The 23,290-nt window shown below is 66.5% G+C and carries 23 protein-coding genes and 2 tRNA genes; 9 read left to right on the top strand and 16 right to left on the bottom strand.

Annotation, left to right across the window (positions count from 1 at the left end; genetic code table 11):
* Positions 1-9: 9 nt before the first annotated feature.
* Positions 10-996 carry a quinolinate synthase NadA gene (gene nadA, locus B0I00_RS11560; RefSeq protein WP_100867528.1) on the top strand — a complete coding sequence of 329 codons (987 nt, stop codon included), beginning with the start codon at positions 10-12 and terminating at the stop codon, positions 994-996.
* 70 nt (positions 997-1,066) lie between these two features.
* On the opposite strand, the gene B0I00_RS17360 is transcribed toward nadA, so the two are convergent.
* Together B0I00_RS17360 and B0I00_RS11570 are read right to left on the bottom strand one after the other, a co-directional pair.
* Positions 1,067-2,743, bottom strand: coding sequence for a M10 family metallopeptidase C-terminal domain-containing protein (locus B0I00_RS17360; RefSeq protein ID WP_100867529.1), 1,677 nt, complete (start codon positions 2,741-2,743; stop codon positions 1,067-1,069).
* Positions 2,744-2,937: 194 nt separating this feature from the next.
* Positions 2,938-3,825, bottom strand: a complete 888-nt coding sequence (locus B0I00_RS11570; RefSeq protein ID WP_100867530.1) for a DMT family transporter — start codon at positions 3,823-3,825, stop codon at positions 2,938-2,940.
* Between the two features lie 59 nt (positions 3,826-3,884).
* On the opposite strand from B0I00_RS11570, the gene B0I00_RS11575 reads away from it, so the two are divergent.
* Both B0I00_RS11575 and B0I00_RS11580 read left to right on the top strand, forming a co-directional pair.
* Positions 3,885-4,979: an alkene reductase gene (locus B0I00_RS11575; RefSeq protein WP_100867531.1), complete on the top strand. Its 1,095-nt coding sequence runs from the start codon at positions 3,885-3,887 to the stop codon at positions 4,977-4,979.
* Between the two features lie 6 nt (positions 4,980-4,985).
* Positions 4,986-5,852, top strand: a complete 867-nt coding sequence (locus B0I00_RS11580; protein ID WP_100867532.1) for an HpcH/HpaI aldolase/citrate lyase family protein — start codon at positions 4,986-4,988, stop codon at positions 5,850-5,852.
* A 51-nt stretch (positions 5,853-5,903) separates the two neighbouring features.
* On the opposite strand, the gene B0I00_RS11585 is transcribed toward B0I00_RS11580, so the two are convergent.
* Both B0I00_RS11585 and lipB read right to left on the bottom strand, forming a co-directional pair.
* A complete protein-coding gene (locus tag B0I00_RS11585; RefSeq protein WP_100867533.1) occupies positions 5,904-6,209 on the bottom strand; it encodes a hypothetical protein in 306 nt (101 codons plus the stop codon).
* Between the two features lie 7 nt (positions 6,210-6,216).
* Entirely contained in the window at positions 6,217-6,885 is a 669-nt protein-coding gene (gene lipB / locus B0I00_RS11590; protein ID WP_100867534.1) for a lipoyl(octanoyl) transferase LipB, read from the bottom strand.
* 64 nt (positions 6,886-6,949) lie between these two features.
* Between lipB and B0I00_RS11595 the strand changes: the two genes are divergently transcribed.
* Positions 6,950-7,756 (top strand): glycerophosphoryl diester phosphodiesterase membrane domain-containing protein, encoded by an 807-nt coding sequence (locus B0I00_RS11595; protein ID WP_100867535.1) that lies wholly within the window; start codon positions 6,950-6,952, stop codon positions 7,754-7,756.
* Positions 7,757-7,758: 2 nt separating this feature from the next.
* Here the strand turns inward: B0I00_RS11595 and B0I00_RS11600 are convergent, their stop codons facing one another.
* Entirely contained in the window at positions 7,759-8,385 is a 627-nt protein-coding gene (locus B0I00_RS11600; RefSeq protein ID WP_100867536.1) for a class I SAM-dependent methyltransferase, read from the bottom strand.
* Between the two features lie 130 nt (positions 8,386-8,515).
* Here B0I00_RS11600 and B0I00_RS11605 point away from each other — a divergent pair, with 130 nt between their 5' ends.
* Positions 8,516-9,874 carry an MFS transporter gene (locus tag B0I00_RS11605; RefSeq protein WP_408635237.1) on the top strand — a complete coding sequence of 453 codons (1,359 nt, stop codon included), beginning with the start codon at positions 8,516-8,518 and terminating at the stop codon, positions 9,872-9,874.
* Positions 9,875-9,881: 7 nt separating this feature from the next.
* Here B0I00_RS11605 and B0I00_RS11610 read toward each other — a convergent pair whose 3' ends face one another.
* Complete coding sequence (locus B0I00_RS11610) at positions 9,882-10,226, bottom strand: arsenate reductase family protein (protein WP_100867537.1); 345 nt, start codon at positions 10,224-10,226, stop codon at positions 9,882-9,884.
* A gap of 137 nt (positions 10,227-10,363) precedes the next feature.
* Here B0I00_RS11610 and B0I00_RS11615 point away from each other — a divergent pair, with 137 nt between their 5' ends.
* Positions 10,364-12,466, top strand: coding sequence for a TonB-dependent receptor (locus tag B0I00_RS11615; protein WP_100867538.1), 2,103 nt, complete (start codon positions 10,364-10,366; stop codon positions 12,464-12,466).
* On the opposite strand, the gene B0I00_RS11620 is transcribed toward B0I00_RS11615, so the two are convergent.
* The 6 genes from B0I00_RS11620 to B0I00_RS11645 all read right to left on the bottom strand — a co-directional run bounded on the left by B0I00_RS11620 (position 12,463) and on the right by B0I00_RS11645 (position 16,817).
* The gene (locus tag B0I00_RS11620; protein WP_100867539.1) at positions 12,463-13,743 is read right to left on the bottom strand and encodes an NADH:flavin oxidoreductase/NADH oxidase family protein; all 1,281 of its coding nucleotides are present in this window, start codon (positions 13,741-13,743) and stop codon (positions 12,463-12,465) included. The genes B0I00_RS11615 and B0I00_RS11620 overlap by 4 nt on opposite strands.
* Before the next feature lie 36 nt (positions 13,744-13,779).
* Complete coding sequence (locus B0I00_RS11625; RefSeq protein WP_100867540.1) at positions 13,780-14,316, bottom strand: (2Fe-2S)-binding protein; 537 nt, start codon at positions 14,314-14,316, stop codon at positions 13,780-13,782.
* Positions 14,317-14,329: 13 nt separating this feature from the next.
* Positions 14,330-15,103: a class II aldolase/adducin family protein gene (locus B0I00_RS11630; RefSeq protein WP_100867541.1), complete on the bottom strand. Its 774-nt coding sequence runs from the start codon at positions 15,101-15,103 to the stop codon at positions 14,330-14,332.
* Between the two features lie 90 nt (positions 15,104-15,193).
* Positions 15,194-15,269 (bottom strand) — tRNA-Thr (locus B0I00_RS11635).
* Between the two features lie 11 nt (positions 15,270-15,280).
* Positions 15,281-15,354 (bottom strand) — tRNA-Cys (locus tag B0I00_RS11640).
* 77 nt (positions 15,355-15,431) lie between these two features.
* A complete protein-coding gene (locus B0I00_RS11645; RefSeq protein ID WP_100867542.1) occupies positions 15,432-16,817 on the bottom strand; it encodes an RNB domain-containing ribonuclease in 1,386 nt (461 codons plus the stop codon).
* Positions 16,818-16,911: 94 nt separating this feature from the next.
* On the opposite strand from B0I00_RS11645, the gene B0I00_RS11650 reads away from it, so the two are divergent.
* Genes B0I00_RS11650 through mobA form a run of 3 tightly spaced genes read left to right on the top strand, consistent with a single transcriptional unit; the run spans position 16,912 to position 19,390 of the window.
* The gene (locus tag B0I00_RS11650; protein WP_100867543.1) at positions 16,912-18,024 is read left to right on the top strand and encodes an S-(hydroxymethyl)glutathione dehydrogenase/class III alcohol dehydrogenase; all 1,113 of its coding nucleotides are present in this window, start codon (positions 16,912-16,914) and stop codon (positions 18,022-18,024) included.
* A 5-nt stretch (positions 18,025-18,029) separates the two neighbouring features.
* Positions 18,030-18,866 (top strand): S-formylglutathione hydrolase, encoded by an 837-nt coding sequence (gene fghA, locus B0I00_RS11655; RefSeq protein WP_100867544.1) that lies wholly within the window; start codon positions 18,030-18,032, stop codon positions 18,864-18,866.
* A complete protein-coding gene (gene mobA, locus B0I00_RS11660) occupies positions 18,863-19,390 on the top strand; it encodes a molybdenum cofactor guanylyltransferase (protein ID WP_100867545.1) in 528 nt (175 codons plus the stop codon). Before fghA ends, mobA begins: the two co-directional genes overlap by 4 nt.
* A 3-nt stretch (positions 19,391-19,393) precedes the next feature.
* On the opposite strand, the gene B0I00_RS11665 is transcribed toward mobA, so the two are convergent.
* The 4 genes from B0I00_RS11665 to B0I00_RS11680 form a co-directional block, all read right to left on the bottom strand.
* On the bottom strand, positions 19,394-20,218 hold the full coding sequence (locus tag B0I00_RS11665) for a hypothetical protein (protein WP_100867546.1): 825 nt from the start codon (positions 20,216-20,218) through the stop codon (positions 19,394-19,396).
* A gap of 68 nt (positions 20,219-20,286) precedes the next feature.
* Positions 20,287-21,099 (bottom strand): crotonase/enoyl-CoA hydratase family protein, encoded by an 813-nt coding sequence (locus tag B0I00_RS11670; protein WP_232730212.1) that lies wholly within the window; start codon positions 21,097-21,099, stop codon positions 20,287-20,289.
* A gap of 20 nt (positions 21,100-21,119) precedes the next feature.
* Entirely contained in the window at positions 21,120-21,827 is a 708-nt protein-coding gene (locus tag B0I00_RS11675) for a winged helix-turn-helix domain-containing protein (protein ID WP_100867547.1), read from the bottom strand.
* Between the two features lie 112 nt (positions 21,828-21,939).
* The gene (locus B0I00_RS11680; protein WP_100867548.1) at positions 21,940-23,139 is read right to left on the bottom strand and encodes an LL-diaminopimelate aminotransferase; all 1,200 of its coding nucleotides are present in this window, start codon (positions 23,137-23,139) and stop codon (positions 21,940-21,942) included.
* Between the last annotated feature and the right edge of the window lie 151 nt (positions 23,140-23,290).

A 23,290-nucleotide genomic window follows, 5' to 3' on the forward strand; every position in this document is an offset into this window, starting at 1 on the left:
TTAGGCGGCATGACGGACCAGCCCCAATCGCTCGCCGGCCTTGATCTGCGCGCCGAAATCGATGCCTTGCGCAAAGAGCGCAACGCGGTGATCCTGGCGCATTACTATCAGAAGCCGGAGATTCAGGACCTGGCCGATTTCGTGGGGGATTCGCTGGAATTGAGCCGCAAGGCCGCCAATTCCAGCGCCGACGTGATCGCCTTCTGCGGGGTCAAGTTCATGGCCGAGACGGCCAAGATACTTGCTCCCGAAAAGATCGTGGTGCTGCCAGACCTCAACGCCGGGTGCAGCCTTGAGGATTCGTGCCCGCCCGAGAAGTTCAAGGCGTTTCGCGAAGCGCACCCGGATCACATGGCGCTCACCTACATCAACTGTTCGACCGAGGTGAAGGCGCTGTCCGACATCATTGTCACCAGTTCCAGTGCGGAATCGATCCTGGCGCAGATTCCGGCCGACCAGAAAATCATCTTCGGCCCGGACCGTCACCTGGGCGGTTACCTGTCGCGCAAGTTCAACCGCGAAATGCTGCTCTGGCCCGGCGTGTGCATCGTGCACGAAGCCTTCAGCGAAACCGAGCTGCTCAAGCTCAAGGCGCAGCACCCCGGTGCGCCAGTGGCAGCGCACCCGGAATGTCCGCCATCGATCATCGACCATGCCGACTACGTCGGCTCGACCAGCGGCATCCTGAGCTATGCCAAGACCTTCCCGGGCGATACGCTGATCGTGGCGACCGAGCCGCACATCATCCACCAGATGGAAAAGGCGCTGCCCGAAAAGACCTTCATCGGTGCGCCGGGTGCGGACGGCCAGTGCAGCTGCAACGTATGCCCCTACATGGCGCTAAACACGCTGGAGAAGCTCTACACCGCGCTGCGCGACCTGACCCCGCGGATCGAGATCGAGGAAGGCCTGCGCGTCCAGGCGAAGAAGAGCCTCGACCGCATGCTGGACATGGCCAGCGGCACGGTCGGCCTGGGCGATCTCGGCGCGCGCTGAGGCCAGCTTCGCGCAAAAAAAGGGGCCGCCGCGTCGGGTGACGCGGCGGCCCTTTTTTAAGTTCGACAAATCAGCCGAAGATGAAGTCAGTTGCGACCACGTCGTCACCCTTGACGATAAGGGTCATGTCCAACGATCCGTTGCCGTCGGTGTCGATCTTGACCATGTCGTTGGCGTTGTCGATCTGGACGTCAGCGATCGTCAGCCCGGCAAAACTGGTGAAATCCAGCTTGTCCTCGCCCGACTTGAAGTCGGTGATCGTATCGGTCGACGTATCGGTCGCGCCATATTTGGCGATCACGAAGGTGTCCGCCCCGGCACCGCCGGTCAGGTTGTTGTTCGCCTGGTTGCCGTTGATCCGGTCGTCCCCGGAACCGCCGATGGCGTTTTCGATGACCGCGCCGCGGGCGATACCGATGTTGTTCTCCATCAGTGTTTCCTTGCCCATGATCTCGAACCACGGCGTATCTTCGTTCGCTCCGGCGCGACCGCCGAAGTAGAGATCATAGGCTGCCGTGCGAGTACCCAGTCCCAAGGCCGAGTTGTTGGCGTTGACGAAGGCCAAGTAATCAGCCTTCGACATCGCCGAGGGGTCGGTATCGGCCAGCGCCGCGTTGTAGGCGCCGAAGCCGCCCGCGCTGCTATAGGCCCCTTCGCGCAAGTCGATCACCGAGTTGGTGTGATAGCCCGACAGGTCGAGCGTATCGGTCCCGCCGCCGTCCCAGATCGTGAAGATGGTCAGCATCTCGCCGCTGACGAACTTCATTGCCGCGTTGGTCACATCGGCCGTGGCGTTGAAGCCATAGGTCGTGTCGCCAGCGCGGGTCGAGTAATCGGCGCCATACTTCTCCTGGATCACCGCGATATCGTCGACCATGGGCGTCGACGGATAGATGAAGCGCATCAGGTTCCAGTCGACCTGGTTGTTGCCGGCTTCATAGGCATCGAAATAGGACATCACCGTATACTGGCCATTGTCCTGGAAGTAGAAGGCGTCGCCTTCGTAGGTGATCGGATCGGGCTGTCCGTCGCCGTCGCTGTCGTCGCCGAAATTGTAGTCGCCCGGATGGCTGAGGCCGAGCGCGTGGCCGATTTCGTGGTTCAGGGTCTGCAGTCCGTAGAAGCCCGGATCGAGCTGGGCGTTGGACCCGTTGACACTGGGCGAGGCGATCCACACGTCGCCCGCAACGCGCGTGTACTGGTTGCCGTAACCCGGATAATAGGCCCAGGCCTGTGCCGGACCGGTCGTCGTGTTTGCCAAGAAGATATCGACCGTGTTCTGGGCCCAGGACTTGGCACCGGGGCCGTTGGTCACCTCGACGATCCTGGCTGCGATAAGGTCGTCCCAGTTGGTCATCGCTATCCGCGCGGCCGCTTTTTGCGCAGACGAGAACGGCGTATAACCTCCGCCTTCGCCGAACGAGGGATTGTTGTTCAGCCCCAGCGCGTGCTTTCCGTTGTAAAACGCAAAAGTGATGACGCCGTCGCTGGTGTCCTGTTTCAGCCCGCTGTCGAGCTGCGTCATGATGTTGTTGGCGCCAGGACGCGTCGAATCCCAATCGCCAGTCAGATCGTAAACGGTCTTGCCGCGGATCACTTCACCGGGCGTGGCGAGGTCGGGCAAGCCGAAGTCCCTGTATACGGACGGGTTGCTGAGGTTAAAGGCCGACGCGTCGGCGATCTCGCCATTGACAGCCAGATCGACGGTATCGGGTTCGAGATAGGTTTTGACAGCCTGTTTGGCCATGGGTGCATCCTCGTAAACAGCGTTTAAGGGGGTGTTCCGGTGCGATTGCGACCCGCATTGTAGCTCTGCGGAATAGGTCAGAGCTTAGGCCGCGAAACGCGCTTGGCAAGGCCGGGAAGCCAGAGAAAACGTGCTATTTCGGAACGCGTTAGGCAACTTAGATGCGCAATTCCAGCACCATCTGGAAGAAAATGTCAGGCCTCGTCGCGGGCGCTATTCCGGGCCATGACGAGCGCGCTCGCCACCAGAATCATTCCCACCAGGTCGACCACGCCCAGCACCTCGCCAAAGGCCAGCCAGCCAAGCGCGACGGCGACGACCGGCTGGCACAGCAGCGCGAGGCCGAACACGAGCGGCGAGAAATGCCGCAAGGCGAAGATCAGCAATCCCTGCCCGATCACCTGGCTGCACAGCGCCAGTCCGATCAGCGGCCACCACCGATTGGGCATCACCGTCTCGCCCAGGGCCGTGGCCACGGCGAGCAGCACCGGCACCCCGACCAGGCTTGACCAGAACACCAGGGCCCAATTGCCCGCACTGGCCCGCGGGCGCTGAAGCAGGATGATGTAACCGGCGTAAAGCAAGCCGGCGAGAACGCAGAACAGGTCCCCGATCAGCGTCGTCCGGTCGATCTCGAGCGAACGGCCGAACAGGATCGCGGCCCCCAGCAGGGCAAGGCCGAAGGCCAGCCACTCACCGCGATAGGGCCAGCGCCGCAGCGCTACCATGCCCCAGGCCATGACCACCAGGCTACCCGCATTGCCGAACAGCGTCGCATTGCCCAACCGGGTATAAAGGATGCCGACATGCCAGGCCGCAAGGTCGAGAGCGAAGAACGTGCCTGCCCCGGCAATGGCCCACCACACGCCCGGAGCAAAGCCGATCAGCCTCTGCCGGCTGGCCAGCGCGATCCCGGCGAGCAGCGGCAAGGGCAACAGCAGGCGCCAGAAGCCGGCCGCAACAGGCCCTGTATCGGCCAGCCGGACGAACCACGGCCCCAGCGACAGCGCGGCGTTGCCGCCGATCAGCGCGGCAAAGTGCCATCCATTCCAGTTTCGAGCCGGCCCCGTTGCATTCCCCATGGACACGCCTTAGCTCCACCGGGTCGATTGCAAAACGAAATTGAAGGACCGCCCCGCCGATGCACGATTCCCTGTTCCAGCCGCTGCGCCTTGGCGCGATCGAGGCGCCCAACCGGATCCTTATGGCTCCCTTGACGCGCGGACGATCGGACCCGGGATCGGTGCCCAACGCGATGATGGCCGAATATTACCGCCAGCGCGCCGGGGCCGGGCTCATCATCAGCGAAGCGACCGGCATCAGCCGCGAAGGTCTGGGCTGGCCCGCCGCCCCCGGCATCTGGAGCGTCGAGCAGACCGAAGCGTGGAAACCGGTGACAGAGGCCGTACACCAGTCCGGCGGACGGATCGTCCTGCAGCTGTGGCACATGGGCCGGATCGTCCATCCCGACTTCCTCGACGGCGCACCGCCGGTATCGGCCAGCGCCACGACCGCGCCCGATCATGCGCACACGCCGACGGGCCGCAAGCCCTACGAACAGGCCCGCGCGGCGACGCTGGACGACATCGCCCGGATCGTCGACGATTATGGCAAGGCGGCCGAAAACGCGAAGGCGGCCGGCTTCGACGGGGTGCAGCTGCACGGCGCCAACGGCTACCTGGTCGACCAGTTCCTGCGCGCCGGCACCAACCTGCGCGACGACGATTACGGCGGCAGCCCCGAAAACCGCGCGCGCTTCCTGCGCGAAGTGCTGGCGCGGCTGGTCGCCGTCTGGGGCAAGGAACGCGTCTCGGTGCGGCTTTCGCCCAACGGCGAGACCCAGGGCTGCGACGATCCCGATCCCGCTTCGATCTTCGCTGCTGCGGCGCGCGCCTGCCAGGATGCCGGGCTCGGCTTCGTGGAACTGCGCCAGCCCGGTCCCGATGGCACCTTCGGGCGGACCGACGTGCCGCAGCAGGACGCCCTGATCCGTTCGATCTACACCGGTCCGCTGGTGCTCAATTCCGACTACACCGCCGAACAGGCCGCGGCCGACGTCGAATCCGGGCGCTGCGATGCGATCAGCTTCGGGCGGCCCTACATCTCCAATCCCGACCTTGCCTGGCGCATCCGCAACGGCGCCGAATGGGCGCCCAACGTCGACGTGCCGCGCAGCTGGTACCTGCCCGGGCCGCAGGGCTACGTCGACTACCCCGTGCTCGAACCGGTCGGCTGAGGGGGCATGGCTATCCGATCCTGGCTGTTCGTGCCGGGCGACAGCGCAAAGAAGCTGGGCAAGGCGCCGTCCGCCGGTGCCGACGTGCTGATCGTCGATCTCGAGGACTCGGTGGTGCCGGAGCGCAAACCCGCCGCCCGCGAGCTGACCTGTGCCTGGCTGAAGGAGCATGGCGAACGGGCCGGACGCTGGGTGCGGATCAACGCCCTCGACACCGACTGGTGGCGCGAGGATCTGGCCGCCGTCCTGCCCGGCGCGCCCGATGGGATCGTGGTGCCCAAGTCGGCAGGTCCCGACACCGTGGCGCTGGTCTCTGCCGAACTCGATGCGCTTGAAGCCCGGCACGGCCTGGCCATCGGATCGACCCGCATCATGCCGCTGGTCAGCGAAACCGCCGCGGCGGCGCTGACCATCCCGGCCTATGTCGGATCGACCCTGCCCCGCCTGGCCGGCCTGACCTGGGGCGCCGAAGACCTCTCGGCCGCCATCGGCGCGACCCGCAAGCGCGACGCGGGAGGGGCGTGGACCGACACCTTCAGGATGGTGCGCAGCCAGGCCCTGCTCGCTGCCCATGCGCTGGGCGTTGCAGCGATCGACACGCTCCACGCCGACTTTGGCGATGCGGCGGGATTGCAGGCCGCGGCCGAAGCGGCGCGGGCCGACGGGTTTGCCGGAATGCTCGCTATCCATCCCGCGCAGGTCGCGGTGATCAACGCCGCCTTTACCCCCTCGACGGCCGAACTGGCCGAGGCGCAGGCGATCGTTTCGGCCTTTGCCGAGAGCCCCGATGCGGGCGCCTTGCAGATCGGTGGAAAGATGATCGACCGGCCGCATCTGCAACTGGCGCTGCGCGTGCTGGCAAGCGCCGAATAGCTGCTCGTCCGCCGTCCGGCTGCGCGACCCGGAGGGTTGCCCGGGAAGGCCCTATTCGGCGGTCGCTGCCGGTGTCGGGCTGGCCGATGCCGACGGGCTGGGCGCTGCCTCCGATGCGGCGGCCGCAGGGCTATCGTCGCGACTGCTGGCAGACGGGTCCTGGCCCTTGGTCCGCGCTGTGCCGGTCGCGGGGGCGAGCGGCGGCTGCGACTTGACCTGATCGTAAGGCAGCATGGCGTCGCTGACCGATCCGGGCAGAACCTCGCCCTCGGCCTTGCCGCCGGCTTCGCGTTCGCTCTTGCCGCAGCCGGAAAGCGCCAGGACGACGGCGAGGCTGGCGGCTGCGGCACGGTTCATGGGTGGATCATTCCTTTGGACAGGGGCTGTCTAGCAGGGCGAGGAAATCGTCCATGCGCGCCAGCAATGCCCGATCCCAGGCTGCAAAATCAAGCTGCACCCCCAGCCGCTCAAGGCTGGTGACGCCGAATTCATCGATCCCGCAGGGCACGATCCCGCCGAAATGCGACAGGTCGGGCGACAGGTTGACCGAAAAGCCGTGCATCGTGACCCAGCGCCGGATCCGCACGCCGATCGCGCCAATCTTCGCCTCGCGCCCGTCGACGTCGCGAGTCCAGATTCCGATCCGCCCGTCCGCACGCCAGCTTTCGACGCCGAAATCGCCAAGCGTCGCGATGACCCAGCCTTCCAGCGCATGAACGAAGCCGCGCACGTCGCGCGCGCGCTTGCGCAGGTCGAGCAGCACATAGCCGACCCGCTGGCCCGGACCATGATAGGTATAGCGCCCGCCCCGCCCGGCTTCGACCACCTCGAACCGGGGGTCGAGCAGTTCGTCGGCGGCAGCGCTGGTTCCGGCGGTGTAGACCGGCGGGTGCTCCAGCAGCCAGACCAACTCGCGGGCATTCCCTTCGGCGATCGCGGCGTTGCGCTCGGTCATCGCGTCCAGGGCGGCACGATAGGGTACCTGGTCGCGGTCGATGCGCAGTTCGATATCGTCGCGGGGGGTTTCGGCCATGGCGCTGGTTGCGTGGCGACAAACGCTGTGGTTATCAAGAGCCAACAATTGGAAGGGGCGCGCCGTGAAGTTCGACAGCAACCAGGCCTGGAAGGACGCCAACGCTTCGGTGCTGGCCAACCGCGACGTGCTGATGGCCCTGGCCGGGGTCTTCGTTGCCCTGCCCAACCTTGCCCTCGCCACCTTTCTCCCCCCGCCCGAAGCGCCCAGCGGAACCGCGCCGGAGGCGGCCTTCGCCCTGCTCGGAGAATATTACACCAAGGCCTGGCCGGCCCTGGTCGTCATGGCGCTCCTGCAGCTGCTCTGCACGCTGACCATGCTGACCCTGTTTACCGACCGTAGCCGCCCGACCGTCGGCGAAGCGATGAAGCGCGCCGTGCAAAGCGTGCTGCCGGTACTCGCCGCGCAACTACTCATCGCGCTGGGCATTGCCGCGCTGATGGTGCTGGGCGGCGCGCTGGCCGTGTCGGCGGCGGCGCGGGCGATCGTCGCGGTGGTGCTGATTGCCGGAGTCGCCTGGGTGTTCTTGCGCACGTCTCTGGTCACGCCGGTCGTGGTGGTGGAAGACCAGCGAAATCCGATCAAGGCCATTGCGCGGTCCTGGGCGCTGACCAGGGGATCGGCCGGACGGCTGCTGCTGTTCTTCGTGCTGCTGGTGGTGGTCGCCGTGGTGCTTTACGTGCTGATCGGCGGGGTGCTGGGGCTGCTGGTGTCGTTCGTCGCCTCGGGCGCAGCAGAGGTCGCGGTCAAGGATCTGATCGCCGCCTTCCTGCAGGCGATAGCAACGGTCTATTCGGTCGCGATCATCGCCGCGTGCCACCGCCAACTCGCCGGACCCAGCGCAGAGGCGGCGGCGCGGGCCTTCGAATAGGCCTATTCCTTCCAGCCCCAGAACAGCTTGCAGGGCAGGACGTTCAGCAGTTCGAAGCCCGAATCGATGTGGCGGAAATGGCGCGCCATGAAATCGCGCGCAGCCGCTGTAAACTGATAGACCAGAAAGGCGCCGCCCGGGCGCAGCACACGGTGCGTGGCCGCGGCAATTTCCGCGCCGACCCCGTCAGGCAGGGTCGAGAAGGGCAGGCCCGACAGGACGTAGTCGGCATGGGCATGGCCGTGGGCGCGGATGATGGCTTCCACGTCGGCCGCCGATCCGAGCACGGCGGTGAAGCGGCTGTCGGCGATCGTCGCCTTGAGATATTCGATATAGCGCGGGTTGGTGTCGATAACGATCAGCGAACCGTCACGCGGCAGCCGCTCCAGCACCGGGCGGCAGAAGGTGCCGACTCCGGGGCCGTATTCGACGAACAGCTTGCATTCGTTCCAGTTCACCGGCCCCAGCATCTTGGCGATGGTGAAGCGCGAGGACGGAATGATCGATCCGACCATCACCGGGTGTTCGATGAACCCTTCCAGGAACACGCCCCAGGGTCCCAGCTTCCGCATGATCCGGCGCTTCAGCCGTTGCGGCAATGCCTCCTGGGCAAGCTCGGTGCTGGTCATGCTGGGAAGGGTATCCTGAAAGGGGGTAACGGCCCGCGCATTTCACAAATTTAACCGCCCATTGCAAGGCAAGAGAGACAGGACTAGCGCAGATGCGATGAATCGCGCCGACCCGCCCTCTCCGGACGCGATGGCCCAGCCAGCGGCCAGCGCGCCGGTGACCACGACGACGCTCCCCACGGGGCGCCTGGTGCTGCTTTACCTGGTGATGCTGGTGACGGCGGCAGGCAACACCGCGATGCAATCGGTCATGCCCTCGATCGGCACGGCCCTGAAGGTCGAGGATTTCTGGATCAGCCTGGCCTACACCTGGTCGGCGCTGCTGTGGATGACCTGTGCGCCGATGTGGGCGCGTCGCTCCGACCGGCGCGGCCGCAAGGCGATGATGGCGATCGGGCTGATCGGCTTCATTTCCAGCTTCGCGCTGTGTGGGCTGACGCTCTACCTCGGCCTGCACGGTTTCCTTGGCGGAGCAGCCACGCTGCTGACGTTCGCGCTGTGCCGATCGCTCTACGGCGGGTTCGGATCGGCCGCTCCGCCGGCGGTCCAGGCCTATGTCGCCAGCCGTACCAGCCGGGCCGAGCGGACCAAGGCCTTGTCGCTGATCTCGTCGAGCTTCGGGCTCGGCACCGTACTCGGCCCAGCGCTTGCGCCACTGCTGATCCTGCCCGCCCTGGGCCTGGTCAGTCCGTTCCTCGCCTTTGCCCTGATCGGGGTTGCCGTACTTGTCGCGCTGCGCCTGCGCCTGCCCGACGATACGCCGGCCTTTGCCGGGCGCGGCGACATCATGGCCGCGCCCTTCAGCGCCAATTCGAACAGCAGCGCGCGCGAACGCGGCGATCCGGACGAAGCGCATGGCGATGCCGAAACGGGCGCCTTGCCCACCGATGTCGCCAAGCTTTCGTGGTTCGATCACCGCCTGCGCCCGTGGCTGGTTGCGGGCCTGGTCGGCGGCCACGCCCAGGCGGCGGTGATGGGGATCGTCGGCTTCCTCATACTCGACCGGCTTGGCCTGCGCGCCGATCCGGCGGCAGGAGCAGGCCCGATCGGCCTGGTCTTGATGGCCGGCGCCATGGCGACGCTGCTGGCGCAATGGGGGGTAATTCCCTTGTTCCAGCTTGGCCCGCGTTCCTCCTGCCTGTCAGGCATGGTGATAGCCGCCATCGGCACGGCGCTGCTGGCTGTCGCGGGCGATCTTCACACGATTACGCTGGGCGTGGCGCTGGCCTCGATGGGCTTCGGGCTGTTCCGCCCGGGCTTTACCGCTGGCGCTTCCCTTGCCGTCACGCGGGCAGAACAGGGGCAGTCCGCCGGCATCGTCGCGTCGGTCAACGGCGCCGCCTATATCGTCGCGCCGGCGCTTGGCGTCTGGCTTTACGGCCATTCGCCCGCGGTCGGTTTCGCCGTGATCGAATTGCTCTGCGCGGCGGTGATCGTGCTTGGCCTGCGCGGGATGAGCCGCGACGAAGTGCTGATCAAGCCGCGCTGATCGGCTCTCAAAGGATTTCGCGCACCCGGTCCTGGGGCCGGCACAGCCGCACGCCCTTGTCGGTTTCGACCAGCGGCCGCTCGACCAGCTTGGGGTCCGCCGCCATGGCCGCCAGCACCTCGGCATCGCCGGCCTGGGGAAGCCCGCGTTCTTCGGCGTCGGTGCCGCGCAGGCGCAGCCCCTGCTGGGGCGTGATCCCGGCGTCACGATAGAGCTGCGCCAGCTTGTCCGCGCTCGGCGGGGTCTTGAGATATTCGATCACCGTCACGGCAAGCCCGGGCGTTTCCTCCAGAATGGCCAGCGTCTTGCGGGACGTGCCGCAAGACTGGTTGTGCCAGATCGTCGCTTTCATGGATCCTCCTGAACGTTTCGGGCCGCCCTATCGGCAAATCGACGGGCGGGCAATTTTCCCGCTTGCCAATGCGAACGATTCGCATTAGCGGCAATGTCGTTATTGAGAATTACTCGCAATAAGTGTTCGGGGAAATCATGAAAACTGCTTGCCGTTTCCTGCTGTCGTCTGCCGTCCTTGGTCTTGCCCTGCCTACCGCCACCATGGCGAATACCGCGACCCTCGCCGAAATGGAATCGGGCCAGGCACCGATCATCGTCAATGGCCAGCGCGAAGGCTATGCGATCGACGACGTCGATGCGACCAAGACCGGGACGCCGCTTCTCGACACCCCGCAAAGCGTCACGACGATCGGGCGTGAGCAGCTGAACGACCAGGCGGTCGAAGCGCTCAACGACGCGCTGCGCTACGTTCCCGGCGTAGTCCTTGGCCAGGGCGAAGGGCACCGTGACCAGATCGTCCTGCGCGGCCAGAGCAGCACCGCCGATTTCTTCCTCGACGGGCTGCGCGACGATGCCCAGTACTATCGCCCGCTGTTCAACACCGAACGGGTGGAAGTCCTGAAAGGCGCCAATGCCCTGCTGTTCGGGCGCGGCGGCGGCGGCGGGATCATCAACCGCGTGTCCAAGTCCGCCGGGTTCGAAGCGGATGCCGTCGGTCTGTCGGGCGGTGTCGATACCTTCGGCGCCTGGTCCGTGGCGGCCGACGCCAACCTGGTGATGAACGACACGCTCGCCCTGCGTCTCAACGGCACCTACGAAGAACTCGCCAATCACCGCGACGTTTATGAAGGAGAGTTCATCGGGGTCGCCCCCACCCTTGGCGCGCGCCTCGGCGAAGCGACCACGCTGACCCTTGCCTACGAGTACGACCGCGACGACCGCGTGATCGAACGCGGGATACCCTCGCTCGGCGGCAACCCGATCCGCGGCTACGATGAAACCTTCTTCGGCACGGCCGAAGTCAACCAGGGCACGGTCGATGCCCACATCGCCCGGGCCCGGATCGACCACGAACTGGCCGACGGGCTGACCCTGTCGGTCGCGGGCCTGTTCGCCAGCTACGACAAGCTCTACGCCAACATCCTGCCCTCGTCGGCCACCGCCACCACGGTAACGCTGAGCGGCTATGAAAGCGGCAGCAAGCGCATCAACTGGATCGGCCAGGCCAACCTCGTCTGGAAGGGCGAAACCGCCGGCATCGGCCACACGCTGCTGGCGGGTATCGAAGGCGGCAGCCAGATCAGCGAATCGACCCGCCGGAACGTGCTGTTCACGACGGCGGCCGGGGGCACCGCAGCGAGCGCCACCGTGCCGCTTGCGCAAAGCCTCACGATCCCCGGCACCAGCTGGACCGGGCTTGTCACCAACGCGCGATCCTCCGTTGCGACGCTTTCGGCCTATTTCCAGGACCAGGTCGAACTGACCGACTACCTGCAGGTGATCGCCGGCGTGCGTTACGACCGGTTCGAGATCGATGCCTTCAACCGCCTGACCGCGCTGGCCACCACCCGCCAGGACGGCAAGTGGTCGCCGCGTTTCGGCGTGGTCGTAAAGCCGCAGGCCAACCTGTCGCTCTATGCCAGCTATGCGAAAAGCTTCCTGCCGCAGACCGGTGACCAGTTCTCCACCCTGGACGCCGCCTACCAGACGCTCGACCCCGAAGCCTTCCGCAACCTTGAATTCGGGATCAAGTGGGACGCCGCGCCGGGCCTCGCGTTGACCGCCGCCGCCTTCCAGGTCGACCGGTCGAACACCCGCGTCGCCGATCCAGCCAACCCAGGCTATTTCGTCCTGACCGGCGCGAGCCGGGTCAAGGGCCTGGAGGCCGCGCTTTCGGGCCGGATCCTGCCCAGCTGGTCGGCAACCCTGGCCTACACCTACCAGGAAGGCGAGATCCGTTCGGCGACCAGCGCCGCCCCGGCCGGTCGCCAGCTCGACAAGCTGCCCCGCCACCAGGCCAGCGCCTGGACCCGCTATGACGTGAGCGACCGGCTGGGCCTGGGGCTTGGCGTGGTCCACCAGTCGAGCCAGTACGCGACGATCAGCAATGCGGTCACCCTGCCCGCCTTCACCCGGCTCGACGCGGCGGTCTATTACGACGTCAGCGAACGTTTCGCGGTGCAGCTCAATGTCGAGAACCTGACCGACACGCGCTATTACCCGAGCGCCCACACCGACAACAACATCGCGACAGGCGAACCGATCAACGCGCGGATCACGGCGCGGGTGAAGTTCTAGCCACGCCGGGCCTTGAGCCAGGCCTTGGCGTGCGCATTGACGAAGCTTGTCGAGTCCATGACGCTGGCGGCGAGATCGGTTTGTCCGGTCTCGCCCAGCGCGGCGATCTGGCGGTAGTACCAGTTCTGGCCCGAAAAGCCGTCCAGCGCGCGCAGCAGCTTGATCCTGGTCAGAAAGCGCAGCGCTGGCGGGAACAGGTGCAGATCGGCTTCGTAGCGCGGCAAGGCGTCATTCCCGGATAGCAACCGCGCCGCGCCATCGGGCTGGCCGCACAGCGGCCGGGCAAGGCCGATCACCTCGGCCGCGCCCTGGCGCAAGGCCTCTTCCATCGCCGCGCGGGTGCGAAAGCCGCCGGTGACCATCAGCGGCACCTTGAGCGATCCGTGCATCGCCTTGGCGAAGTCGACGAAATAGGCCTCGCGCGCCAGGGTCGACGCCGCCACCCCGGGCTGCTCGACCGGCTCCATCCCCTCGATGCCAAGGAGCCGCGGCTGTTCGTAGGTTCCGCCCGATATCTCGATAAGGTCGACGCCCTCGGCCTCAAGCCACTGGGCCACCTGCAAGCTGTCCTCGAAGGCAAAGCCGCCCTTCTGGAAGTCGGCGCTGTTGAGCTTGACCGATACCGCGAACCCCGGCCGCACCGCGGCGCGGATCGCCCGCACCACGTCGAGCAGGAACCGCGCCCGGTTCTCCAGACTGCCGCCATATTCGTCGGTTCGCTGGTTGACCCGCGGCGAGAGGAACTGCGACATCAGGTAACCATGCGCCGCGTGGACCTGCATCCCGTCGAACCCGCCATCCTGGCAGGCGAGCGAAGCCCGGACAAAACGTTCGACCAGGTCCTCGATCTCACCCCCGGTCAGCGCCACCGGCTCGCCGAACTGGCCCCCCGGCAGCCCCAGCTTGACCGCCGAGGACGACTTGGGGCGGGGATTGACGACCTTGGTAGTCTGGCGCCCGGCGTGGTTGATCTGCGCCCAGAACTGCGCGCCGTCCGCCTTGGCCGCCGCTGTCCAGCGGCGCAGCGCGTCGATCATCGCCCCGTCGGGAGCAGCATCGATGATCACGTTGCCCGGTCGTTCGAGATGATCGCCATCGATCAGCACGTTGCCCGACAGCAAAAGCCCGCAGCCGCCCTTCCCCCAGACCGCATAGAGCCGTTCGAGCGCCGCGGTCGGCCGGCCCGACGGATCGGCCAGCCCCTCGGTCATTGCCGCCTTGGCCAGCCGGTTGGGCAGAACGGCGCCGCAGGACAGGGTCAATGGCGCTTCGATCATCGGCAGTATCCCCCTCACGCTTTTGCTTCGTCGGCGTTATGGACCCTTCATCGCCGGGACGGCGCGGGCGGCATCCTCGGGCGTGATCCCCGGCGCTGGCGCCGCACTGATCGTCTCGACCCGGCGCGCCACCCGCCCGGCGCGCTGGATCGCGCGGACCAGTCGCGGATAGACTCCGCAGCGGCACAGGTTGGGCACGGCTGCCTTGATGTCTTCGGGCGACGGGTCGGCGTTGCGCGCCAGCAAGGCTGCCGCCGCGATCACCATGCCCGGCGTGCAGAACCCGCACTGGATCGCCTGCTCGGCGACGAAGGCCTGCTGCACCGGGTGCGAGCGGTCGGCCGACAGTCCTTCGATAGTGGTCACGCTGCGCCCTTCGGCCTCGGCCAGGCTGATCAGGCACGAGCGCAGCGCCTGCCCGTCGACCAGCACCATGCAGGCGCCGCAATCGCCCACCCCGCAGCCATACTTGGTGCCGGTCAGGTTCGCCGCATCGCGCAGCGCCCACAGCAGCGGGGTCTGCGGATCGAGCTGAAAATCGACCGGGCGGTCGTTGACGGTCAGGCTGGGCAAGCGGGCGAAATCCTCAGTCGCGCCACGAACGATCGATCTTGTCGATCTTGCGGACCCAGGCATCGAAATCGGCCCGGCCGGGCTGGGTTCCGGGCACTCCGCCCTGCGACAGATCGCGTTGGTGCACGGCGACGACCTCGTCGGGGACGACCAGCGGTTTGCCTGCCGCCATGGTCGCCAGCTGGATCTCGCAGGCGCGCTGCAGGCTCCAATGCTGGATGAACACCTCGGGCAGCGACCGGCCGAGAATGACCGGGCCATGGTTCCGCAGCATCAGGATGCGCCGATCGCCAAGATTGGCCAGCAGCCGCTGACCCTCCTCGGGCCGCACGGTGATCCCCTCGAAATCGTGATAGGCGAGCCGCCCGGCAAAGTTGCAGGCGTAGAAATTGGTCGGTTGCAGCCCGCCGTCGAGGCTGCACACCGCCATTGTCGCCGTTGTGTGCAAATGGGCGATGGCATGGGCCCAGGGCACGTGGCGGTGGAAGTAGGAGTGCTGGACGAAGCCCGCCTTGTTGACCGGGTATTCGCTGCCGTCGAGCGTGTTGCCGTCGATGTCGATCTTGACCAGGTTCGAGGCGGTGACCTCGCAATAGAGCAGCCCGAAGGGGTTGATCAGGAACGCGCCATCCTCGTCCGGGACCTTGGCCGAGATGTGGTTGTAGATCGATTCCGACCAGCCAAGGTGATCGAACACCCGATAGCACGCCGCGAGTTCCAGCCGCGCCTGCCATTCCGCTTCGCTGCAATCGAGATTGCGGCTGTGCGCGCTCAGTCTGGTTGCCATGGTCCCACTCCGGTCTGCATTTGCAACCGTTGTAGTCCCTGAGCCGCACAGGGCAATGAGCGAATGTGGATTGGCGGAAGAGGACAAAGGTGGTGCCGCTTACGTGACTCGAACACGTGACCCCATCATTACGAATGATGTGCTCTACCGACTGAGCTAAAGCGGCATTCCCGGTCTTGGAGGCCCGAGCCGGAATCGAACCGGCGTAAACGGATTTGCAGTCCGGTGCGTAACCACTCCGCCATCGGGCCATCCAACCCGCCGAAGCGGGAAAGGCGCCACTAGCCGAGGCGGAAGGGGCGCGCAACCCGGTTTGCATCGCGCGCGATCAGGCGATGCGGCTGAAGGCCAGTTCGCGGCGGGCAGGGTCGGCGCGGTCGAGGCGGACGGTGATCTTCTCCCCTGGCGTGACCGAGCGGGCGACGGTGCGCGCGACGATCGGGTGATCGCAGAGCTGGATCCGGGCGCCGGCTTCGCCAAGGTCGGTGACCATCGCAGAAAAGCTCTTGCCTTCGTGTCCGGACAGCATCGCGGCTTCGGCAAGGTCGATCACCGCGCGTTCGATCTGGCCGGCGCGGGCATCGGCCCTGGCCATGACCGGGCCGAGTTTGGCGAAGGCAACCTGTACCGCGTCTGGCACGGCCTGCGCGTTGGCCACCGCAAGCGCGGCGCGGACGACGTAGCGATCGGCCAGCCGGCGCAAGGGGGCGGTGGCATGGGCATAAGTGGCCGCCATCGCCGCGTGCCACGGCTTCACCCCCGGCGCGTAGGGCACGTAGGAGGCCCCGTTACCGGCACGGCGGATCGCCAGCATGAAGGCCGCGTCGGCCCGGTTGGTCTGGTCAAGCCCGGCTTCGAACTGTTCGAGGGCCTGGTCTGCGGGCCAGTCGAGACCGAAGGCGCGCGCGGTGTGGCGGAGCCGTGCAACCGCTGCCGCGTCGGGTTCGGCCATGACCCGGAACAGGCCGGTGCCCGCCGCGTAGAGCGCGTCGGCCACCGCCATGTTGGTCGCCAGCGACAGCGCGGCGTTGCGCGTTTCGGACAGGGCCAGCGGGCGCATCCGCAGGGTGAACCGACCCTCGGCGTCCTGCTCCACCTCCTGTTCCGGAGGATCGACGCGCGCGGCGCCGCGGGCCAGTTCGGCGCGGGCCATGCGCGCCGCCAGATCGACGAAGCCAACGGGCAGCTGATCGTCGCGGACCGTATCGTAGGCCAATTTGGCGCGGCTGCGGATCACCGCGCGTTCGGCGCCGGCCAGTTTCACCGAACCATCGGGCGCGACGCGGGTGGTTAAGATCACCGCCGGACGCGGGCCGTCAGGCAGGAGGCTGGCCGCCCCTTCGGCGAGCACGCGGGGATAGAGCCCGGCCTTCCCGTCGGGCAGGTAGAATGTCTCGCCCCTGGCCCAGGCCTCGGCATCGATGACGTCGCCGTCATCGACGAACCAGGCGACATCGGCGATGGCATAGTGGAGCAGCAGGTCCGCCCCCGCCTCCTCGATCGTGAAGGCCTGGTCGAGGTCGGTCGAGGTCGCGGGATCGAGCGTGACGAAGGCCAGCCCGGTGCGATCGGCATGGTCGGTCGGCGCGCGCCTGGCCGCTTCGGCTGCCGCGGCATCGACGGCGGGCGGAAACCCGGCGGGGACCTTGAACTGGGCACGGATCGCGGCGAGCCCTTCGCCAAGCAGCAGGTCGGGATCGCGCAACGCCTTCATCGCAGGGAGGGCTAGACTGCCGGTCGCGGCTTGCCAAGGGCAACCCGAATGCGCGAGAGAGCCGCTTCACCGATTTTTGCCGGAGACCGATCCCATGAAGACCCGCGCCGCCGTTGCCTTCGAGGCGAAGAAGCCGCTCGAGATTGTCGAGCTCGACCTCGAAGGTCCGAAGGCCGGCGAAGTGCTGGTCGAAATCATGGCGACGGGCGTTTGCCACACCGATGCCTACACGCTCGACGGGCTGGACAGCGAGGGGATCTTCCCTTCGGTGCTGGGCCACGAAGGCGCCGGAATCGTGCGCGAGGTCGGTCCGGGCGCGTCCAGCGTGAAGCCGGGCGATCACGTAATCCCGCTCTACACCCCCGAATGCCGCCAGTGCAAATCGTGCCTCAGCGGGAAGACCAACCTTTGCACCGCGATCCGCGCCACCCAGGGCAAGGGGCTGATGCCCGACGGGACCAGTCGCTTTTCCTACAAGGGCCAGACAATCTTTCACTACATGGGTTGTTCGACCTTCTCGAACTTCACCGTGCTGCCGGAAATCGCCGTGGCCAAAATCCGCGAGGATGCGCCGTTCCAGTCGAGCTGCTACATCGGCTGCGGGGTGACCACGGGCGTCGGCGCGGTGATAAACACCGCCAGGGTCCAGGTCGGCGACAACGTGGCAGTCTTCGGTCTGGGCGGGATCGGCCTCAACGTGATCCAGGGCGCCCGGCTGGCCGGCGCGAACGCGATCATCGGCGTCGATATCAACCCCGACCGCGAGGAATGGGGCCGCAAGTTCGGCATGACCCAATTCCTCAATTCCAAGGGCATGAGCCGCGAGGAAGTGGTTGCGAAGATCGTCGAGATGACCGACGGCGGGGCCGACTACACCTTCGATGCGACCGGCAACACCGAGGTGATGCGCACCGCGCTGGAAGCCTGCCACCGCGGCTGGGGCACCTCGATCATCATCGGCGTGGCCGAAGCGGGCAAGGAGATAGCGACCCGCCCGTTCCAGCTCGTCACCGGGCGCAACTGGCGCGGCACGGCCTTCGGCGGGGCCAAGGGCCGTACCGACGTACCCAAGATCGTCGACATGTACATGACCGGCAAGATCGAGATCGATCCGATGATCACCCACGTCATGGGGCTGGAGGAGATCAACACCGCCTTCGACCTGATGCACGCCGGCAAGTCGATCCGCAGCGTGGTGGTGTTCTGACCGGCGTGGAACAGGTCAGCAGCAACCGCAGCCACGGCGGCACCCAGGGCGTCTATACGCACCAGAGCCGGACAACCCGCACGGCGATGACCTTCTCGGTCTTCGTCCCCGGTCATGCCGAAGGCGCGAAGCTGCCGGTGCTGTGGTACCTGTCGGGGCTGACCTGCACCCACGCCAACGTGACCGAGAAAGGCGAATACCGCGCCGCCTGCGCGAAGGCCGGGGTGATCTTCATCGCCCCCGATACCAGCCCGCGCGGCGATGCGGTGCCCGACGACGAAGGCTACGATTTCGGCATGGGCGCGGGTTTCTACGTCGATGCGACCGAGTCGCCCTGGGCGGCCAATTTCCGGATGCGCAGCTATGTCGAGGACGAGTTGCCGGCGCTGATCGGCGCGCAATTCCCGATGGCCGACATGACGCGCCAGGGCATCACCGGCCATTCGATGGGCGGGCATGGCGCGCTGACGGTGGCCTTGCGCAACCCCGGCCGGTTCCGTTCGGTGAGCGCCTTTTCCCCGATCGTCAGCCCGATCAACTGCCCCTGGGGCGAAAAGGCGCTGGGCGGCTACCTTGGCAAGGACCGCGCAGCCTGGCGGCCATACGACGCCTGCGCCCTGATCGAGGATGGCGCACGCCTGCCCTCGCTGCTGGTCGATCAGGGCGATGCCGACAACTTCCTGCACGAACAGCTCAAGACCGGATTGCTGGTCATGGCCTGCCGCAAGGCCGGGATCGCGGCGACGATTCGGATGCAGCCGGGTTACGACCATTCGTACTTCTTCATCTCGACCTTCATGGCCGAGCATGTCGCCTGGCATGCCGAGCGGCTGACGGCGTGAGGCTGCTGGGCGCGGTCCTGGCAGGGGGGCTGTCCTCCCGCTTCGGCAGCGACAAGGCGCTGGCTGCCCTCGATGGGCAGACCTTGCTGGACCGGGCAGTCGAGCGGCTCGCGGTCTGGTGCGACAGCGTGGTGGTGGTCGGACGCGAAGCGGCCTCGGTCCCCACCCTGCCCGACTGGCCGCGTCCCGGCATGGGTCCTCTCGGCGGCATAGCTGCCGCGCTGCGCCATGCTTCCGATCACGGCTTTGCCGAAGTGCTGACCATTGGCGTAGATTCGCCGGGTCTGCCGGACGATCTGCCCGAACGCCTTGCCCCGGCTCCGGCCTATGTTGCCGACCAGCCGGTCATTGCCCTGTGGCCGGTCAACGCCGCCGAAGCGGTAACGGCGATCCTTGAAGGCGATGGCCGCCATTCGATGATCGCGCTGGCCGAGCGCGTCGGCGCCCGCGCGGTCCGCCTGCCGGGGGGCACGGCGAACATCAACACCCCCGGCGATCTCGCCCGGATCGCCCCGCGCGGTTGATCGTCAGGCGGCGGCTACCGTCGCGGCAGACCGGACAGGCGCCGCCCCTGCCTTCCAACCAAGCCAGCCGGCCAGGATGCCGGCGGCCATCCCGGCGGCGGCAGTGACGGGCAGCGGGATCGTCGCATAGGCGCCGAACAGCGTTCCCATCAGCGGGATATAGGGCCCGAACCACATCACAACCGCCTGAAACAGACAGAAGCCGGCCGCGACGAGCCACGGCGCGCCGTTCCTGCGATCGCGGGAATAGAGTACAAGCGCGAAGAGGGCGACGAGCCCGTCGCTTATGGCGATGGTGTCCTGAACGATGTGAATATCGTCGCTGCCGATCACGTTCATCCACGGCAGGTAAGCCTCCATCACCCGCGAGAACGGCGATTCGAACAGGATCAACGGGGTCGCCAGCATGTAACCGGCGTGGAGCTTGACGCGCCGGCGGTTCTTGAGCGCCTGGTAGAAGAGCGTGAGGTAGGCCGCGATGGCGATGCCCGTACCGATCCCGAACGACGGGCCGTTGTGCATCGTGAAGGCACTTTCCTGTGCCGCATAACGCTGGCCCGCGACGTCCATGATCATGACCAGACCCAGGATCAGGAACGGGAACAGCACCAGGCTGGCCATGCCCATCCGCTTGTGAAGGGCGTTATGGCGCCGCTGGATCGACAGGTTCTGGACGATCAACAGGCCGAGCCAGGCCATCGCGCTGATCGCATGGACATGGAATGCGTTGCGAACGGAGGCGGCAATCGACCAGTAGCTGGCCCAGAAGCCCAGCATGATCACCGCCAGGACGAATCCGACATAATAGTGCGAGTGACGATACGGCATCGAGTTCCCTCCCGATGCGACCCTGTTGACCAGAGCTTAACACCGATCGGGCCTGATCGCCAAATCGGTCACGGATCGACGTAGGCGGCCTGGCGCTTTTCCATCTGGCTCATCACCGCCTCGATCTGATTCTTCGAACCGATAAGCGCCTGCTGTTCGACGCTTTCGGCCATCAGGATCTCGTCGGTCGTGGCCTCGAGGTAGCGGTTGAACAGGCGCTTCGCGGCGCGCTGGGCGTGGGGGTTGCGGTCCGCGATCTCGGCCGCGATAGCGCTGGCGCGGGCGACGGGGTTGGCGTCGACGATGGTGGCAAAGCCATATTCGCCGGCCTGCTGGCCGGTGAACTCGCGGTTGGTGAAGGTCAGCTCGCGCAGAACGTCGTCGCGCACCAGGCCCTTCCACAGCGCATAACCCGCCATGTCTGGGACCAGGCCCCACTTCATCTCCATCACCGCCATTCGCGCGGCCGGGTCGACCACCCGGATATCGGCGCCGCTGGCCACCTGCAGCCCGCCGCCGAAGCAGACGCCGTGGACGGCGGCAATCACCGGCACCGGTAGCTTGCGCCACAGCATCGCGACCTGCTGGGCGTGGTTGGCGTTGCCATAGGTCCGCTCGGTCAGCGGGGTGCGTTCGTGCCGGCCGGTATTGGCCATGCTGGTGAGGTCGAGCCCGGCGCAGAAGCTGCGCCCCTCACCCGCAAGAACCACCGCGCGCAGGCCCTTCATCTCGTGCAAGACGTGTCCGGCATCGATCAGGGCGGCAAACATGTCGGGATCGAGCGCGTTCATCTTGTCGGCACGGATCAGGCGGACCTGGGCGACGCCGCTGTCCTCCAGCTCGATGGCCACGCGTCCGCCGGGGTTCATTTCCTGCCGCATCGGGTCTCTCCCTAGTCCGTTCAGATGTCTTGTCGCAGCCGTTCCTTGCCCAAACGGGTAGTGCCGTCCAGCGTGAAATCGCGCGGCATGACTGTCACGGCCAGCCGGTATCCTCCGTCCGCCAGGGTTTCGACCAGTCCCTCCATCCCGGCCAGGCGAAGCTTTGCGCGCAGGCGGCTGACGTGGACAGCCAGACTGTTGGTTTCCGGCCGGAACGACAGGCCCCAGACGTCGCGCAGCAACACATCCTGCGCGACGCCGAACCCGGGTACCTCGCTCAGCCGCCAGAGCAGGGCGAACTCGCGCGGGAACAACCGCAAGGGGCGATCCGCGACGAAACCCTCGCGCATCACGAGGTCCAGCGTCAACGCCCCCGCGCGCCGCCGGCGGTTTAGCGCCTGAGCCCGCTCGAGCACCTGTTCGGCCCGCACCTCCAGCTCCTCGAGCGACAATGCCCAGCCCAAGGCTTCGCCAAAGCCCAACCGCAGCAGCCGCGCACGTTCCAGTGGGTCGTCGATACCCAGCACCAGCGTCAGCGGGCGCGGCGCGAGCCTGCCCCGAGTGAGCGCCAGCCAGCGATGAAACGGCAAGTCGTGCGGCAGCGCCAGGATCGGGCACGGATTGTCCTGCCCCGGTTGTGGCAGGGCGGGACGCAGCCGCCAGCCCAGCCGGCGCAGATCGAGCGCGGCGGGTATTGCGCCCGCCGCGATCCAGCAGAAATTACGCAAGGCAAACAGTCCCCTGGCCGCCCTTCGTCAGGGCAAGCCCACCTGCTCGGCAAGAGCAGGCTGGGACGCAAACCCAATCGGCTTACAGGAACCACATCGCAGGCGGCCGCGCTCAGGCCGCGGTGGTGTTGACGCCCATGCTGGCCAGATAACGGCGCACGTTGCGAGCCGCCTGGCGCAGGCGCTGCTCGTTTTCGACCATGGCGATCCGGACAAAGCCTTCGCCTTCCTCGCCGTAGCCAACGCCGGGAGCGACCGCGACCTCGGCATGGGTCAGGAGTTGCTTCGAAAACTCGAGGCTGCCCATGTGTTGCAGCGCCGGGGGCAGCGGCGCCCAGGCGAACATCGAGGCCTTGGGGCTGGGGATTTCCCATCCGGCGCGGCCGAAGCTTTCGACCAGCACGTCGCGGCGCTTCTGGTAGAGATTGCGGTTCATCTCGACGATGTCCTGTGGCCCATTGAGCGCGGCGCAGGCCGCCGCCTGGATCGGGGTAAAGGCACCGTAATCGAGGTAACTCTTCACCCGGGTCAGCGCGGCGATCAGCCCTTTGTTGCCGACCGCAAAACCGACTCGCCAGCCGGCCATCGAAAAGGTCTTGGACATCGAGGTGAACTCGACCGCCACATCCTTGGCGCCGGGCACCTGGAGGATCGAAACCGTCGGATTGCCGTCGTAATAAAGCTCGGAATAGGCGAGGTCCGACAGAACCCAGACCTTGTTCTCCTTCGCCCAGGCGACCAGCCGCTCGTAGAAAGCAAGGTCGACCGTTTCGGCGGTCGGGTTCGAGGGATAGTTGACGATCAGGATCGACGGGCGCGGCACGGTGAAAGCCATCGCCCGTTCCAGTGAGCGCCAGTAGTTCTCGTCCGGGGTGGTCGGAACCGAACGGATCGTCGCACCGGCGATGATGAAACCGAAGGTGTGGATCGGGTAGCTGGGGTTGGGCGCCAGCACGACGTCGCCCGGCGCGGTGATCGCGGTCGCCAGGCTGGCCAGCCCTTCCTTGGAGCCCATGGTCATGACCACTTCGCTCTCGGGATCGAGATCGACCCCGAAGCGGCGACCGTAGTAGTTGGCCTGGGCCTTGCGGATGCCGGGAATGCCCTTCGACGCGGAATAGCCGTGAGCGTCGGGCTTTTGCGCCACCTCACACAGCTTGTCGATGACGTGGCTTGGCGGAGGCAGATCAGGGTTGCCCATTCCCAGGTCGATGATGTCCTTGCCCGCGGCGCGTGCTGCGGCCCGCATGCCGTTGACTTCGGCGATGACATAGGGCGGCAGTCGCTTGATGCGGTAGAACTCGTCTTCCATGGGGCCTTTCCACTGTGCTCGCGCCACTTGCGGCGCGCGGGGCGCCTTATCGGGAATAGCACGGCAATGCGCCAGTTGTTTTCGTCCTACCTTGGGCCAGTCGAATTGCAGGCAATTGCAACGCTACGGTAATACTGGCAGGAGAAAGGCG

It is taken from the genome of Novosphingobium kunmingense (assembly GCF_002813245.1).
Lineage (GTDB): Bacteria > Pseudomonadota > Alphaproteobacteria > Sphingomonadales > Sphingomonadaceae > Novosphingobium > Novosphingobium kunmingense.

Bases quoted from the DNA above. Each gene is read 5' to 3' on its own strand.
- B0I00_RS11665 (WP_100867546.1), bottom strand. From the start codon at position 20,218: ATGCCGTATCGTCACTCGCACTATTATGTCGGATTCGTCCTGGCGGTG.
- B0I00_RS11650 (WP_100867543.1), top strand. From the start codon at position 16,912: ATGAAGACCCGCGCCGCCGTTGCCTTCGAGGCGAAGAAGCCGCTCGAG.
- B0I00_RS11620 (WP_100867539.1), bottom strand. From the start codon at position 13,743: ATGATCGAAGCGCCATTGACCCTGTCCTGCGGCGCCGTTCTGCCCAAC.
- B0I00_RS11630 (WP_100867541.1), bottom strand. From the start codon at position 15,103: ATGGCAACCAGACTGAGCGCGCACAGCCGCAATCTCGATTGCAGCGAA.
- B0I00_RS11585 (WP_100867533.1), bottom strand. From the start codon at position 6,209: ATGAACCGTGCCGCAGCCGCCAGCCTCGCCGTCGTCCTGGCGCTTTCC.
- B0I00_RS11610 (WP_100867537.1), bottom strand. From the start codon at position 10,226: ATGAAAGCGACGATCTGGCACAACCAGTCTTGCGGCACGTCCCGCAAG.
- lipB (WP_100867534.1), bottom strand. From the start codon at position 6,885: ATGGCCGAAACCCCCCGCGACGATATCGAACTGCGCATCGACCGCGAC.
- B0I00_RS11670 (WP_232730212.1), bottom strand. From the start codon at position 21,099: ATGCGGCAGGAAATGAACCCCGGCGGACGCGTGGCCATCGAGCTGGAG.
- nadA (WP_100867528.1), top strand. From the start codon at position 10: ATGACGGACCAGCCCCAATCGCTCGCCGGCCTTGATCTGCGCGCCGAA.
- B0I00_RS11575 (WP_100867531.1), top strand. From the start codon at position 3,885: ATGCACGATTCCCTGTTCCAGCCGCTGCGCCTTGGCGCGATCGAGGCG.
- B0I00_RS11600 (WP_100867536.1), bottom strand. From the start codon at position 8,385: ATGACCAGCACCGAGCTTGCCCAGGAGGCATTGCCGCAACGGCTGAAG.
- B0I00_RS11580 (WP_100867532.1), top strand. From the start codon at position 4,986: ATGGCTATCCGATCCTGGCTGTTCGTGCCGGGCGACAGCGCAAAGAAG.
- B0I00_RS11680 (WP_100867548.1), bottom strand. From the start codon at position 23,139: ATGGAAGACGAGTTCTACCGCATCAAGCGACTGCCGCCCTATGTCATC.
- B0I00_RS11570 (WP_100867530.1), bottom strand. From the start codon at position 3,825: ATGGGGAATGCAACGGGGCCGGCTCGAAACTGGAATGGATGGCACTTT.
- B0I00_RS11605 (WP_408635237.1), top strand. From the start codon at position 8,516: ATGGCCCAGCCAGCGGCCAGCGCGCCGGTGACCACGACGACGCTCCCC.
- B0I00_RS17360 (WP_100867529.1), bottom strand. From the start codon at position 2,743: ATGGCCAAACAGGCTGTCAAAACCTATCTCGAACCCGATACCGTCGAT.
- B0I00_RS11615 (WP_100867538.1), top strand. From the start codon at position 10,364: ATGAAAACTGCTTGCCGTTTCCTGCTGTCGTCTGCCGTCCTTGGTCTT.
- B0I00_RS11645 (WP_100867542.1), bottom strand. From the start codon at position 16,817: ATGAAGGCGTTGCGCGATCCCGACCTGCTGCTTGGCGAAGGGCTCGCC.